Here is a 14,640-nt window from a genome sequence, read left to right on the forward strand (position 1 = left end):
GACGAGGTTGATAGGTTCGGGGTGGAAGCACAGCAATGTGTGGAGCTGACGAATACTAATCGGTCGAGGGCTTATCCTACACGCTTGATCCGCTCATACAAGCGACAAGCAACAGCTAACAAGGTTCAGCAAACCTTTCGTATCCAGTTTTCAGTGTGCAACCCTTGCATGCTACGTTTGGTGGCGATGGCGGAGGGGAACCACGCGTTCCCATACCGAACACGACCGTTAAGCCCTCCAGCGCCAATGGTACTTGGACCGCAGGGTCCTGGGAGAGTAGGACGTCGCCAAGCACAGATAACCTACCGTATTTGATACGGTAGGTTTTTTGTGCGTTCGGGGAACTTTAGGATTGACGTAGTCCTCCTTCCCAAAGTCCCCGGGCGACGTTCCTCTCCCGACTGGGAGAGTGTCTAACCCTTTTGATCGAAGCCATTCAACGAAGTGGGACCCGGCCTTTAGAGGTAGGGTTAGACGCCGACCGGGATGAACAGCTTCGAAGCTTAATCATCCCGGTGCGGAATGGACATCGCTACTCACGGAAGCCAAGATTCAAGAAAAGCTATACACAGAACAACGCTAAAGCAAACAGCAACGAGCCCTACGAATCAGTCGGTAGGGCTCGTTGATTTTTTCGCAGCTTAGTTTCACTCTCCCTTCGGGAGAGTATCTGACGCTCCGGCAGTTCTATTTTAACACCTAATAGGAGAGATTCTTCTACTATTTGGAATCGAAGTACTCCAGCAGGCGAATGATCAGCGTCAGAGCTTCGGCTCTTGTTGCCGTATCATTTGGCGCGAATCGATCATCTTTGCCTAGAATCAGGCCGGCTTTGACCGTGGCTGCGATTTCCTTCTGTGCCCAAGCCGGGATATCGGCCGAGTCGCTGAAGTCTACGGTTTCGCCTTCTGTGAGCTTCAAATTAGCGGCTCGCGCGATGATGACGGCGAGCTGCGCCCGGGTAAGCCTTTCGCCCGTACGGAAGGAGCTATCCTCGAATCCGGCCATCAAGCCGGCGGCGACCGTTCTTGCTATATGAGTTTCGGCCCAATCCGGAATGGCGTCGGCGTCGCTGAAGACGTAATCCGTATCCTCGCCTTCGAGCATAAGCGCGCGGCTAATCATTACCGCGAATTCGCCGCGCGATACGGTGTTGTCGGGACGGAAGCTGCCATCGGTGTAGCCATTGACAATCCCGAGCTTCACGGCGTTCTTGATAGCCGAATTTGCCCAATGATTGGCCGTGTCCGAAAATGAGATGGCTCCGTTCCCAGGAGACTGTTCATCATCGTCGGGATCACTGCCTTCCTCCGGTTGTTCGCTCTCCTCGTCCGTTTCACCAGGTTGTTCCGTATCCGGCACGTCATCCATGTCCATTCCCGGCGGCGCGCCTACGTTGCCGTTGCCCCCGGGTACAGACGGATTCTCGCCAGCATATGTAGCGGAGCTTTCGTTGAATTGGAATTGGATGTTGTAGTTGTGCACGTAGTTGATGGCCGGCCAGTTTACGTCCACCCATCCGGCGACTTTGGAGGAGAGGTCGGACAACGTAAAGGTGACGACGCGGGAATTGGCGCTCGGATTGCTGCTAGTGATGGAGCCGCTGCTTCCGTTTAAAGTTAGACTCACAATTTCTGTGCTTTGTTTGACTGTGAAGGAAACGGTCTTCGTCCCACCGGCGACTTTCACCAAAGCCGACGTCTCCACGTAGGAGTTCATAATGGAAGTCGTTTCCGTTCCGTCCTTCAGTACCCGGAACGACATGAGATAGTTGCCGTCCGCCGGATATTGGGGAGTCTGATTGCCGGGATTACCGGGATTGCCTGGGTTGCCCGGATTGCCCGGATTGCCTGGGTTACCAGCTACGGAAGAGGACTTAAACGTCACGAAAGAGCGCTCTAGAACCTGGTAAGCCGCAGATGTCGTCTCGTTCGTCGAAGGGAGACGAACCGCTTCTTTTTGAGCAGTGGTAATGGCCAGCAGAAACGCTGTTTTCGCGAATTCCGGATATTGCCCTTGGGCGGTGCCGACAACCGCCGCATCGTGCGCGGCTTTGGCCCCACGGATCAGCGCATACAGGCTGCTGTTATCGACGTTGTTGAAGTTCAGGCGAATAGTGTGCGTTCGGTCGTAATTTTGTTGCGGCACGACCGTTCGTACTTGGGCATCTACAAGCGCGGTTAAAGAATTGATTTCGAACGAAACGGTTCGCGTCTTGGCTGAGGCGTCTTCACTTACGACGTTAGCGGCTACGAATTGATCGCCCGACTTAATCTTAAACTCGGGTACGGAGGCGCTATTCAGAATCGTCAACGTGATTTGGCTGGTTGTTTCATTAACGTAAGTAATGACAGCCGGCTTCCGGAAGTAGCTTTCCATCGTCGAGAAAGCTTCGTCCGTCGCATGGGCGGCGCTAAAGTGGATCGTTCTCGTCACGCCGTTTTTGAAAGCGTTGATTGCGGCTTGCAGCGACGTCGTTGCCGTTAAAATCTTCGGCCTTGGCGCCGCCTTCCATCCCCCGGTCACTTCCGCGGAATCGATCGCGGCCTGGAGTTTATCGATGAGGGCTTGCGGGTATTGGCCGGTTTCGGTGCCCGCTGCTGCTCCGTCATGAAGCGCTTGAGCTTCCGCGATTAACGCGAGCAAAGCTTTATGCTGGGCCGCGTTGAAGCTGATGAAGATCTCTCTTGGCGCGACGCCTGGGATTTCTGTTAACATATTATTTTCGAATTTCATCGGATATTTAAGCTTCGTAATGCCTTGCCAGAGCATGTCGGTCTGCGGATAGGAGCTGTTATTGAGCCTGATTTTGGTTTGATACACTTTCTCGTTGTCCGTCGTACTTGACGTTACAGGTTTGGCAGGCGTGCTAGAATAACTTTTGTTGTAGAGTCCCGTGTTCGCGTTCAGCGAAGGCTGGGCAATGACCTGATCCGTGAAGATGATCGAGTCGTCGGGATTGTCGATGAACGTAATATTGGCGAAGGATTCGTAGTAGCCTGCTTGCTGCAGGACTTCCGCGGTGTCGCCGATTTCGCCGGCGTATACGGATTCCGTATCCGTGCCAGGAGCAACGGAATCCAGTACGTAAATTTCAACTTCGGAATGCAAGAATTGGCGTTTGGCAATTTCATTCCAATCATAGGCAGCCAATTGGTTAGCGTACATGGTATTGACTTGGCTCTGGGTCGCCAAAGGATCGGCTAACAAAGCTTCGGCGGCATCGATGTTTTTACGTACTTTGTCAGTGAGCCCCAGCAGCTTGCTGTTTTCATCATATTGAATCGTAGGGAAATCCGTGGGATACTCGCCTTCGGAGAAAGCGGCGCCGAAGGTAGCCGATGCAGCCGCTCCGCCCTCGGCAAAGCCAGCATCTTTGGGATCCGTGGCGAGCCATGCTTTGGCGCCCGAGATCCAAGTCGAGAGCGACGATCGGTTCACAATGATGCGAGACGCTTCGTATTTTTTGATCGCTTCATCCAAAATATGATAAGCCGCAATCAGCAGATTCTGGTTGCCGGGGTTACCCGCGACAATCGATTCGGCTAATGAGATCTGAGTTTGCAGCTCTTGTCTTGCGGCCGTGGGATAGGTACCGTCCGTGTCGCCTTCGGTCGTCGCGGCGTATACACTTTTGCCAACCGTCAGGCGTTCGTTAAACGCTTCGATCGTGACAGTGACATTGCCGCCATCGCCGCCACCGCCTGGAAGAGGCGTTAAGTCGATGCCATCCAGCTGGAGCTCCAGTTGAACGTTATACCAGTGGTTATAGTTGGTCGGCAAGCCGAAAATATTTTCCGTATCGTGAATATGCATCAAAATATCTTGTTTGGCGTAAACGTCTTCGATTTCTAGACGAAGAACGACGTTGTCTGTGTGAGGGGCTTCGGCGTCACGCGCGACCGCCGGCGTATATCCATCGATACCGCTAACGACTTCTTGATTGTTCACCGTCGAAATAACGGCTTTTGCCGCGCCCGGATTTCGCGCTCCGAAATAGGCGAAGGTCGCGTGATTGGCTTTGCTGACTTGATGCTCAAAAAAAACTTTGCCATTCTGGATGATCAACTTCGCGTTGTCTTTGACGACAAATTGATCTGCCGCGGATGATGAGGTCGATCCATCGGCCACGTAGCGGAACGGAATCGTGAATACGCCGTCGCGAACGGCGACAGCTGCCCCTGCAGGCACGATATGTACGCTGGCGAGCAGTAGCGCGAATGCGAGAAGCATCGCGAAGGTTTTTTTAATCGATACGTTCACTGAAATAACTCCCTTGGCTCAAATTTGAAAAGAGGAAGCGGCGATGAACAATCGACCGCTTCCTGCTTGATAAGAGATAGTGCGAGTTCTACTTAAATCCAGACCAGCGTCAGGTTATACCAGGCGGCATGAGGGCCGGCTACGACTTTCAACTCGAGCGGGATGTCCGCCGCCGCGCTGCCAGGGAATACGAACGTGGTCAGGTTCGTGCCGGAATTGTAGGAGCCGTAGTAGGACGTGCCGCCGACTTTGACTTCAGGGAAGTAGTTGCCCGTCAGCGTGATCGTCACTTGTCCTCCGTTTACGTCGGCTGGGCCGGCGATATAGGAGCTGGAATGCGAATGATAGCTGCCCGCGTAATGGAATTCATAGCTTTCGGAAGAAGCGAAGGCCGAAGCGGCCATAGCCATTACCAGCGTCATCACCAACAAAGTCAAGGTCAACGATTTTTTCAGAACTTTTGCCATCTTAAAGAACACTCCTTTTGGTTTGGTTTTTGGTTTCCCATTAACGGTCGAGCGAAATTGCGACATGCTATTGTGCCATCCATGATGTACGTACTCGTTATTTGCGGGCATTCGCCTCCTTCTCATCGGCCTGGCTGCTAATGTAAAAAGCGCTATATTAGTAAATGATTATCATTCTCAATGAACAATCAAAAAAATATAGCCTTTCGACCAAACCCAAAATTTGACTACGCCACGAATTGTACTCCCCGATTATGAACGGAGCATGAACTTTACATTACAAATTATTCGAAAAGGCGTCGAAGGAGAGCAGGAGGAAAACTGTAATCTGGAATTCATGCTCCGTTCACAATGGCGAAGTAAAATCCTCGTGAAGCAGTTATTGATAATCTCTCTCAGTAGTGGGGACACCGGAGGGTCAGCGTAGTGAAGGTTTCATTCCAACTAGAGTCATGGAAAAACGGGACAAACAAACGGCATATGGGGCTGTTGCTCGCGCTTGTCATTGCGGCATGCCTGGTGTCGGGCTGCGCGTCGGAAGAGGCAAGCGGAGGCGCGGGTATGGAGGCTGAGGCCGGGACAATCGTCATTACGGACTTTGCCGATCGGAAGGTAGCCTTCGCGGAAGCGCCGGAACGCATCGTGGCGCTTGGCAACGGCGAGGTCGATATCGTCTATGCGCTCGGGGGAACCGTCGCGGGAAGACCGGAGGATCATGGCGGACTTCTCGAAGACATAGTAAAGGACGTACCGGTCGTCGGCTCCGTCCATACGGTCGATCTGGAGAAAATCGCTTCGCTGAAGCCGGATGTCGTTCTGGGCAACAATCCGATCAATCGCAACGACGTTCCGCAGCTTGAGGCCATCGGGGCGAAGGTGGTGCTGACGCAGGCGAATTCCGTTGCGGACATCAAACGACAGATCGAGCTGTTCGGAAAGCTGCTGGAGAAGGAAGCGAAGGCGACCGAGCTGATCGCCAAGCTGGATGCCGACTTGGCTGCGCTAAACGCCAACATAGCGGAGAGCAAGCCGCGCGTCTTGATGGTATACGGGGCGCCCGGTAACTATCTCGCGGCGTTACCGAAATCGCTGGCGGGCAATCTGCTGGAGATGGCGGGAGGACTTAATATGGCCGCGGAGTTTCCTAGGCTGCAAAATTACCCGCATTATGCCCAGCTCAACACGGAACGCGTCGTAGAAGCGGATCCCGAAGCCATCCTGATCATGACGCACGGCAATTCGGATGAGGTCCAGCAAGGGTTCATCCGCGAGATGGAAGGCAATCCGGCCTGGAGCTCGCTTGAAGCCGTGCGCGATGGGCGCATTCATGTCCTTCCGGCGGAGCTGTTCGGAACGAATCCGGGCACCCGGGTCGCCGAAGCTGCGAAGCTGCTGGCGGAGCTGCTGAAGCCATGAGCGTGAAGACCCGAAACGCTCGCAGGCGATGGCTCGCCATCGCGGCCGCGCCGCTGCTGGTCGCGGCAATCCTTTATGGCATCGGCAGCGGTTCCGTATCGATCTCGGTCGCCGAGATATGGCATACCTTGTTCGGTACGGGGGATACGGCGCATGAAACGATCATTTGGGATTTGCGCCTGCCGCGGGTGTTGGTCGGATTGCTTGTCGGCGCCTGCCTGGCCGCATCCGGTGCGCTGCTGCAAGGCGTTATGCACAACCCTTTGGCCGATCCCGGCATCGTCGGCGTGTCGGCCGGAGGAGGCGTTGCGGCGGTCGTGGCGCTTATCTTATTCCCACAGTTTGCCTACTTGTTGCCGGGCTTCGCATTCGCGGGGGCGTTGCTGTCTTCCTTGGCCATCTATTTGCTAGCCTGGGACGGCAGCAGCTCGCCCGTGAAGATCGTGCTGGCGGGCATCGCGGTGAACGCGCTGCTCGGAGGCGTGATGAACGGCATCATGGTGCTGAACAGCGACCGGATCCAAAGCGTGCTGCCGTGGCTGGCAGGGGGGCTAAGCGGCAGAAGCTGGCCGCATCTGCAATTCATGCTGCCGTATGCGGCGATCGGACTACTGCTAGCGCCGTTCGCGGCAAAGACAACGAATGTGCTGATGCTGGGCGATCAGTCGGCTTCCTCGCTTGGCCAGCACGTGGAGCGCCAACGGTTTCTGATCGTCGCGCTAGCGTCCTTGCTTGCAGGAACGGCGGTCAGCGTAGCGGGCCTGGTAGGCTTCGTCGGTTTGATCGTGCCGCATGCCGTACGGCTGCTGATCGGGGAGGATTACCGCTATTTGCTCCCCTATTCGATCGTTGGCGGAGCCGCGCTAATGGTCGTCGCCGATACGGCGGCACGGAGCTGGTTCGATCCGCTCGAGCTGCCGGCCGGCATTTTGTTAGCGTGTCTGGGGGCGCCGTTTTTCCTAGTGCTGCTGAAGAGAAGGAGGCTGATCCGATAGATGGCTCATGCCAATACCACAAACCAGGGAGGAATCGACAATGGTAATTGTCACGAACGTATCGCAAATAACGAAGGGCAGCGGAGTGAAGCTGATCGAACGTTTCAACCGAGTAGGGAAAGTAGAGGGGATGAAAGGGTTTCTGGGCCTGGAGGTCATGCTGACTGAAAACACGAAGGAGTACGATGAGGTGACGGTCAGCACCCGCTGGGAGAGCAAGGAGGACTTCCAGGCTTGGACGCGCAGCGAAGCGTTCCGCGAATCCCATTCCCACCGGGAAACGCCGGAATACATCATTTCGAACAAAATCGCATTCTACGATGTCAAAATCGTTCGCCATCCGCTGCCTGAAGCCGAAGCACAAAGCGTATAAGGAAATTCCACGGGCTTTCGAGAGCCGGCTATCGGCTCTTGAAGCCCTTTTCCATGCAGGAAAGGCAGTTCGTTGGAAAAAAAGATTGACATCAAAAAGAAAATACTGGTAGGATACTGATGATAATAATTATCATTATCATATATAAGCGCGGATCGAAAGGATGGCATGGCATGAACATGAGAATAGGCGGCTTGATCGCCGCTTTGTGGATATGGATGATCGCATGGCCTGGAAGCGCGGAGGCGGCGGGGGAGCTCGCGGACGGAACGTATACCGCCGATTATTTGATCCTGAAGGCCGAGAACGACTCCGTCTCCATGGCGAACGACTATTGGGAGAAGCCGGCCACGGTTACGGTGAAGGGCGGCAAAGCCACGGTACGCGTCACGATCAACCACAGCTACTGGGTCACACAATTCAAGGTGCCGGGCGGCGGCGGGTACGTGGATACGAAAGTCATCAGCTCGAACAAAAAGGCGGATACCCGCCTGGTGGAGTTCGCAGCGGATATTACGAAGCCGATCGAGTCCAAAATTCACGTCACGGTCGAAGAGATCGACTACGACCACGACTATACGATACGATTCGTCTTCGATCCGGACAGCTTCAAGCTGGTGAAAGGGGCTGCGGCTACGACGAAGCCGACTGCCGCGCCTACACAGAAACCGACGAATGAATCGGCGTCGGCCGAGAATCCTAGCGCGAAGCCGGCGGAGACGACCAAGCCTTCGGCCGATGCGGCGGTGACCGAGAGGCCCGCAGCGTCCGTAGAAGCAGGAAGCGAGTCATCCGGAGGCGGCGCGGCAACGTCGAAACCTGCCGCGAACGGCGAAGCGGCGCCTCAGCCATCGGCGGCAAGCGCCGAGCCTTCCGCTTCGGCGACGGTCGGTCAAGCCGAGGAAGAAGCGAACGGCGATAGCGAAAGCAAGACGGGGGAGCATTCGGATGCAGGAGCGGTCGAATCCGGCTTTGGCGACGGCTCGGGCGGCGCCCAGCTCGCCGGCGCTTCCGGCCAAGCCGGCGAGGCGGCGGCAAGCGAAGGCGAGGCAGCGCCCGCATTGGCGGCCGGCGATACGGCCGAAATGCCGGCGGATAGCGGTAAGGGCAGCGGATTCGTATGGTGGACGCCGCTCGCCGCGCTGCTCATTCTAGCGATTGGCGGCGTTTATATCTGGAGAAGGAGAGCCGGCTAATCACGACGGACGGCCGGCTGCATGGGAGGATAGGGACGATGTGGAGAGGAAGCGTCAAGCTAGCGGTAGGGCTTGCGTTTGCCATGCTTGTTCTGACAGGCTGCGGCGATACGCCTGCCCCGGCGAATATGCAAGCGCCGTCTGAAACGGTCGGCACGAGCGGCGCGGAAAGCTCGGCTGGCATAAGCGGCGATGAAGCTGGAAAAGAGCCGTCCGCGGAGGAGACGGAGCGCCGCATCGTGTCGACGACGGTGGCCATAACGCAAATTATGGATAGGCTCGAGATCGATCTGGTCGGCATTCCGAAGAGCGTGAAGACGCTGCCGGAACGGTATGACAAGGTGACGAAGGTCGGCAATCCGATGAGCCCCGATATGGAGCTGGTCAAGTCGTTGAAACCGACCGAAGTGCTGTCCGTGACGACGCTCCAATACGATCTGGAACCCGTGTTCGAAAATGCGGGGATCGAGGCGACCTTCCTCGATTTGACCAGCTTGGAGAAGATGCAGGCGGAAATCGTGAAGCTCGGCGAGAAATACGGCAAGCAAAAGAAAGCGGCCGCGATCGTGAACGAATACGATGCGACGCTGGAACACATTCGCGAAGCTGCCGAAGGGAAGGAGAAGCCGACGGTGCTTATTTTGCTTGGCGTTCCCGGCAGCTATCTGGTCGCCACCGAACTCTCCTATATCGGGGATTTGGTGAGGCTGCTTGGCGGCATCAACATCGTGCAAGGCGAGAAGGTCGAGTTCCTCGCGTCGAACACGGAATATTTGCAGCAGGCGAACCCGGACGTCATCCTGCGCGCCGCGCACGGGATGCCGGAGGAAGTGGTCAAGATGTTCGACGAGGAGTTCAAGAAAAACGATATATGGCATCATTTCGATGCCGTGCAGGCGGGACGTGTCTACGACCTGGAAGAGAAGCTGTTCGGAACGACGAGCAATCTTGCCGTAGGGGAAGCGCTTGAAGCTTTGCTGCCCATGCTCTATCCGAATCAGCCATAAAGGATTGTGAACGATGACGAAGACAAAAGCGTACGGAATACTCCTCGTGACCGCAGCGCTGCTCGCGGCCCTCGCCTTGTTCTCCGCGATGACGGGAAGCATCAAGGTTTCGTTAGGGGAACTCGCGAACGGACTCATTAACGGCATGAACGAACAAGTTGATATCATTAAAGATTTGAGATTCCCGCGCATTCTGGTCTCGATGCTGTCCGGTGCGGCGTTAGCCGTGTCTGGGGCGCTCCTGCAGGCCGTCATGAAAAACGCGCTCGCCGAGCCCGGCATTATCGGGATTTCATCCGGAGCGGGACTCGTGTCCATCGCGGTCGTGACCGTATTCCCGATGCTCTACTTCTGGTCGCCGCTGTTCTCGGTGCTGGGCGGGGCGTTGGCATGTTACCTGGTCTATTCGATTTCTTGGCGAACGCAGCTGAATCCGCTTCGGCTAATTCTGGTCGGCATTGCCATTAACGCGACGTTCACCGGGCTCGGGCAATCGTTTAATTATCGCGGGAGCTACGCGGTGACGAGCGTAAATCAGGCTATTTCATCGATTTTTACCATGAAGACGTGGGAGGATGTCCATATTCTCGGCATTTTCGGCGGGATCGGCTTGCTCTTGGCGCTTACGCTCGGAGCCTGGTGCAATATGCTGGGCTTCCAAGACGAGACAGCTCGTAATCTCGGCCTGAGGGTCGTGCGGGTCAGGCTGCTCATCTCGGCGGTGGCCGTGCTGCTGGCGTCGGTTGCGACCGCGGTCGGCGGGCTTATCATGTTCGTCGGCTTGCTGGTACCCCATATCGGCCGAATGCTTATCGGCTCGAACTATAAGCTGCTTATTCCCTTCTCCGCATTGGGCGGCGCGCTTCTTATCCTGGCGGCGGACACGATCGGTAGAACGGTGCTCGCGCCGGCGGAAATTCCCGCGTCGATCATCATGGCGGTCATTGGGGGGCCGTTCCTCATTCTGATGTTGAAACGAAGCGATAAGTTCTACAAATAAAAGCGGTTGGCAGCGGGAACGGGAGGCGAGAGAGAAAACAATGAAACAATTGCTCATTACCGACGACGATTCCAACACCCGCACGTTGCTTGGCCATTACATGACCCGAGAAGGCTTCCGCGTATTGGAGGCGCAGAACGGACGTGAAGCGATGGCGGTGCTCGAGAAGCAGCCGGTCGATCTGGCGATCTTGGACGTCATGATGCCGGAAGTGGACGGATTGACTTTATGCGAATTCACCCGCAGAAATTACGACATTCCGATCATCCTGCTAACGGCCCGCGACCAGCTCAGCGACAAGGAGCAGGGGTATTTGAGCGGGACGGACGATTACGTGACGAAGCCGTTCGACTTGCCGGAGATCTTGTACCGGGTGAAGGCGTTGTTCCGTCGCTACTCCCTCGCCTCCAGCGACAAGATCAGGCTGAATCGGCTCGTCATCGACCGGAAGAATTACGAGATCGTCGACGGCGAAGAGGTGCTGCTTCTGCCGCTCAAGGAATTCGAGCTGCTTGCCCAGCTGGCGGAATATCCGGGGCGGGTATTCTCCAGAGACGAACTGATCCGCATGATCTGGGGCACGGACTACAACGGGGACGAAAGAACGGTGGACGTTCATATCAAAAGGCTGCGCAAAAGGTTCCCGGAGAGCGAGCGCGGCTTCGCGATCCATACGATTCGAGGGATCGGGTACAAGCTAGAGGTACCCACTACATGAGATCGCTGTACGTCCGCGTCCTGCTCGTGACCGTGTACTCCATCGCCATAAGCAGCTTCCTCGGGTATTACGTTGCGACAGCTTATTATCATGGATCCCAGAAGCCGGGCAACGATGCCAAGCTCATGCGTACGGCAGAGCAAATCCGCGATCATATCGAACAATATCCCGAGGCGATGGGCGATTATTTGTTCAGCACGGCTCAGCTCGGGTATCGAATCTATGTGTACGACGAAGAGGGCAACGATATTTATTTCGGCAGGCCGTTCGCGAAGAACGATCTGAGCGAGGATGCGAAGCGTCGGGTGCTTCGCGGAGAGGCGTACCACGGCGTCGCCGATTATCCGAACAAGGCGTTCGAGACCGGCTACTTCGATAATGCCCTCAGCAATACGGTAGGCGTATCCGTCTCGGCCGAAGCCGAAGGGTACGCCTTATTCCTGCGGCAAGACAGCCGGTTCCAGTTCGACGAGCTGCGGATGTTTTTCCTGGTTATGTTCGCGCTTACCGTACTGTTCAGCATACCGTATTTCCTGCTTAGTGCGCGTTATTTGGTTCAGCCCATTATCCGGCTGACGGAAGCGACCAAGAAAGTGGCGCAAGGACAATACAACTTCCGGATTCCGATGAAGCGCAAGGATGAGATCGGTCAGTTGGCCAACCATTTTCAGAAAATGAGCCTGGAGCTCGAGCGATCGGACCGGACGAAAAAAGAGTTCGTCGCGAACGTTTCCCACGAAATACAGTCGCCGCTCGCTTCCATCCAAGGATATGCGGATTCGCTTATCCGGGAAGACGCGGATCCCGAGCAAATTCGTTATTACGCCTCGATCATCGGTCAGGAAACGCGTCATCTTGCGGCGCTCAGCAGACAACTATTGCTTCTCTCGACGCTGGATCATTCCGGCTATACGCCGGGCAAGCAGTCCTTCCTGCTTCAGCCCCAGCTCCGCCAGGCGCTGCAGCTTCTGGAATGGCAGCTGGCCGAAAAGGAAGTGGCCGTCCGAATGCTCATTCCGGGGAAGCTTATGATTTACGGCGACGAAGTGCTGCTCATGCAAGTATGGTCGAATCTGCTTTCCAACGCGGTGAAACATATTCCCGCCGGCCGATCGATTCATGTACAGGCCGCGCAGGAAGAAGGGACATGCGTCGTCACGATCGCCGATACGGGACATGGCATCCCGGAGGAGCAGTTGCCTTACATCTATGACCGATTCTATCGCGGAGACAGCGCGAGAGACCGCCGGTCCGGCAGCACGGGACTCGGGCTGTCGATCGTGCAGAAGATCGTGCATTTGCACGGCGGCACGATCGAGGCGGAGAGCCGGCCGGGAGAGGGGACGACTTTTGCGGTGCGAATTCCGGACGAGACCGTTCGTTGAAGGGGTTCGATGATGCGGTTCGTTGATGATCGCTGCACATGTTGCTATAATGCCTACAAGAGTTGGCCGCTACGCTAGATGCGGCGATAGGGGAGGCAGGAGCATGTTGCGCAAATCATTATGGATCGACGGGCAATGGCGTGAGCCGGCTCACTACGTACAGCTGAGATCCCCGCATTCGAATGAGATGATCGCAGAAGTGCCGGCCGCTACGATCGAGGAAACTAACGATGCGATCGCGTCGGCATATGGGGCGCGTTCGCTTATGCGCGCGATGCCCGCTCATGAACGGGCGGCAATCTTGGAGCGTGTAGCCGCATTGCTGCATGGGCGCAGGGAAGAGGCGGCGAGGCTCATCGCGCTGGAAGCGGCGAAACCGCTCAAATACGCGCGGGCCGAAGTCGATCGGACCGTTCAAACCTACAAGTTCGCCGCGGAGGAGGCGAAGCGGCTATACGGCGAGACGATCCCGCTCGACGCGGCGCCGGGCGGCGAAGGCAGGCTGGCTTATACCGTCCGTGAACCGCTTGGCGTAATCGGCGCGATCACGCCGTTCAACTTCCCGATGAATCTCGTGGCGCATAAGGTAGGGCCGGCCGTCGCGGCAGGCAATACGGTCGTGCTGAAGCCGGCGGGTCAGACGCCGCTCTCCGCTTTTATGATCGCGGAGCTGTTCCATGAAGGGGGTCTTCCGCCCGGCGCGCTGAACGTGGTGACGGGAGCGGGAAGCATCGTCGGCGGAGGCATCGTGGAAGACGACCGCATCTCGATGGTGACGTTCACGGGCAGCCCGGAGGTCGGGAAAAGCCGGCGGGAGAGGGCCGGCCTAAAAAGAGTGACGCTCGAGCTAGGCTCCAATGCGGCGCTGATCGTCGACCGGGACGTGGAGCTGGAGAGGATCATTCCGCGCTGCGTCACGGGAGCGTTCTCGAATCAAGGCCAGGTATGCATCTCGCTGCAACGGATTTATGTGCATGAGGCCATATTCGATGACTTCGTGCGCCGATTCTGCCATGCCGCCGAACAATTGAAGGTTGGCGATCCGCTTGAACCGGATACCGACGTGTCCGCCATGATTGCGGTCTCCGAGACGGAGCGGGCATTAGCGTGGGTGCGGGAAGCGGCGGAAGGCGGCGCGAAGATCGTGACGGGAGGCAAGCTGAGCGGCGGCGCGCTTGCGCCGACGGTGCTGACCGACGCGGCTGCCCATATGAAGGTAAGCTGCATGGAGCTGTTCGCGCCGGTCGCGATGATCGGCAAGGTAAGTGGCTTGGAGGAGGCCATTGCGCTTGTGAACGATTCCAAATACGGGCTGCAGGCCGGCATTTATACGAACGACATTGGCAAAGCGCTTCAAGCGGCCGACGAGCTGCATGTCGGCGGCGTCATGATAAACGATATCCCGACCTTCCGCGTCGACCACATGCCTTATGGCGGAGTGAAGGAAAGCGGCACGGGCCGCGAAGGCGTAAAATACGCCGTGCAGGAGATGACGGAGCTTAAGCTGGTCGTCGTGAACCGAAGCATTTAAGGACAGGCCGGAAGGCGGGCCGCCATCACGCTCCGGGATCAAAAAACCGCGGCAAGAACGAACAGGCACGGGTATAAATAAAGCCGGAGCGCACCAAGCTAGAGGATATGGGGCGCTTCGGCTTTTTAAGTGCGGACTTCCAGTTATAACGGAGCTGGATTTGACGCCAAATCGAAATCGTCAGAAAATTTAAACTTTCCATCTTGACCCCCGGAATATTTTGAGTATAATGTAGTTAAAGTCAAAGAAAGTCAAAGTCAACAAGAGCTGCAACCTCGCTTGGGGTTTC

Annotated in this window: 11 protein-coding genes and 1 rRNA gene; 10 read left to right on the forward strand and 2 right to left on the reverse strand. The window is 56.3% G+C overall.

Going from position 1 to position 14,640, the window contains the following annotated elements; translation table 11 throughout:
* Positions 1 to 176 precede the first annotated feature (176 nt).
* Positions 177 to 293 (forward strand): 5S ribosomal RNA (gene rrf, locus RB620_RS21630).
* 427 nt (positions 294 to 720) lie between these two features.
* Here rrf and RB620_RS21635 read toward each other — a convergent pair.
* Positions 721 to 4,263, reverse strand: coding sequence for an NEAT domain-containing protein (locus tag RB620_RS21635; protein ID WP_308097965.1), 3,543 nt, complete (start codon positions 4,261 to 4,263; stop codon positions 721 to 723).
* A 92-nt stretch (positions 4,264 to 4,355) separates the two neighbouring features.
* Positions 4,356 to 4,730, reverse strand: coding sequence for a hypothetical protein (locus RB620_RS21640; RefSeq protein WP_308097967.1), 375 nt, complete (start codon positions 4,728 to 4,730; stop codon positions 4,356 to 4,358).
* Between the two features lie 480 nt (positions 4,731 to 5,210).
* Here RB620_RS21640 and RB620_RS21645 point away from each other — a divergent pair, with 480 nt between their 5' ends.
* The 9 genes from RB620_RS21645 to RB620_RS21685 all read left to right on the forward strand — a co-directional run bounded on the left by RB620_RS21645 (position 5,211) and on the right by RB620_RS21685 (position 14,351).
* On the forward strand, positions 5,211 to 6,146 hold the full coding sequence (locus RB620_RS21645; protein ID WP_374121448.1) for an ABC transporter substrate-binding protein: 936 nt from the start codon (positions 5,211 to 5,213) through the stop codon (positions 6,144 to 6,146).
* On the forward strand, positions 6,143 to 7,141 hold the full coding sequence (locus tag RB620_RS21650) for a FecCD family ABC transporter permease (protein WP_308097970.1): 999 nt from the start codon (positions 6,143 to 6,145) through the stop codon (positions 7,139 to 7,141). Before RB620_RS21645 ends, RB620_RS21650 begins: the two co-directional genes overlap by 4 nt.
* Before the next feature lie 40 nt (positions 7,142 to 7,181).
* On the forward strand, positions 7,182 to 7,514 hold the full coding sequence (gene isdG, locus RB620_RS21655; protein ID WP_308097971.1) for a heme oxygenase: 333 nt from the start codon (positions 7,182 to 7,184) through the stop codon (positions 7,512 to 7,514).
* Between the two features lie 173 nt (positions 7,515 to 7,687).
* On the forward strand, positions 7,688 to 8,710 hold the full coding sequence (gene isdC / locus RB620_RS21660) for a heme uptake protein IsdC (RefSeq protein ID WP_308097973.1): 1,023 nt from the start codon (positions 7,688 to 7,690) through the stop codon (positions 8,708 to 8,710).
* A gap of 38 nt (positions 8,711 to 8,748) precedes the next feature.
* Positions 8,749 to 9,717: a heme ABC transporter substrate-binding protein IsdE gene (isdE, locus tag RB620_RS21665; RefSeq protein WP_308097975.1), complete on the forward strand. Its 969-nt coding sequence runs from the start codon at positions 8,749 to 8,751 to the stop codon at positions 9,715 to 9,717.
* Between the two features lie 13 nt (positions 9,718 to 9,730).
* Entirely contained in the window at positions 9,731 to 10,717 is a 987-nt protein-coding gene (locus RB620_RS21670; protein ID WP_308097978.1) for a FecCD family ABC transporter permease, read from the forward strand.
* A gap of 40 nt (positions 10,718 to 10,757) precedes the next feature.
* Positions 10,758 to 11,435, forward strand: a complete 678-nt coding sequence (locus tag RB620_RS21675; protein ID WP_308097980.1) for a response regulator transcription factor — start codon at positions 10,758 to 10,760, stop codon at positions 11,433 to 11,435.
* Positions 11,432 to 12,820 (forward strand): sensor histidine kinase, encoded by a 1,389-nt coding sequence (locus tag RB620_RS21680; RefSeq protein ID WP_308097981.1) that lies wholly within the window; start codon positions 11,432 to 11,434, stop codon positions 12,818 to 12,820. Before RB620_RS21675 ends, RB620_RS21680 begins: the two co-directional genes overlap by 4 nt.
* Positions 12,821 to 12,923: 103 nt before the next feature.
* Positions 12,924 to 14,351: an aldehyde dehydrogenase family protein gene (locus tag RB620_RS21685; protein WP_308097982.1), complete on the forward strand. Its 1,428-nt coding sequence runs from the start codon at positions 12,924 to 12,926 to the stop codon at positions 14,349 to 14,351.
* Positions 14,352 to 14,640: the final 289 nt, after the last annotated feature.

Source organism: Paenibacillus sp. LHD-117 (assembly GCF_030929555.1).
GTDB lineage: Bacteria > Bacillota > Bacilli > Paenibacillales > Paenibacillaceae > Pristimantibacillus.

What these genes read in the sequence shown, in the direction of transcription:
- RB620_RS21640 (WP_308097967.1), bottom strand. Translation starts at nt 4,730, where the DNA reads ATGGCAAAAGTTCTGAAAAAATCGTTGACCTTGACTTTGTTGGTGATG.
- RB620_RS21645 (WP_374121448.1), top strand. Translation starts at nt 5,211, where the DNA reads ATGGGGCTGTTGCTCGCGCTTGTCATTGCGGCATGCCTGGTGTCGGGC.
- RB620_RS21650 (WP_308097970.1), top strand. Translation starts at nt 6,143, where the DNA reads ATGAGCGTGAAGACCCGAAACGCTCGCAGGCGATGGCTCGCCATCGCG.
- isdG (WP_308097971.1), top strand. Translation starts at nt 7,182, where the DNA reads ATGGTAATTGTCACGAACGTATCGCAAATAACGAAGGGCAGCGGAGTG.
- isdC (WP_308097973.1), top strand. Translation starts at nt 7,688, where the DNA reads ATGAACATGAGAATAGGCGGCTTGATCGCCGCTTTGTGGATATGGATG.
- isdE (WP_308097975.1), top strand. Translation starts at nt 8,749, where the DNA reads ATGTGGAGAGGAAGCGTCAAGCTAGCGGTAGGGCTTGCGTTTGCCATG.
- RB620_RS21670 (WP_308097978.1), top strand. Translation starts at nt 9,731, where the DNA reads ATGACGAAGACAAAAGCGTACGGAATACTCCTCGTGACCGCAGCGCTG.
- RB620_RS21675 (WP_308097980.1), top strand. Translation starts at nt 10,758, where the DNA reads ATGAAACAATTGCTCATTACCGACGACGATTCCAACACCCGCACGTTG.
- RB620_RS21680 (WP_308097981.1), top strand. Translation starts at nt 11,432, where the DNA reads ATGAGATCGCTGTACGTCCGCGTCCTGCTCGTGACCGTGTACTCCATC.
- RB620_RS21685 (WP_308097982.1), top strand. Translation starts at nt 12,924, where the DNA reads ATGTTGCGCAAATCATTATGGATCGACGGGCAATGGCGTGAGCCGGCT.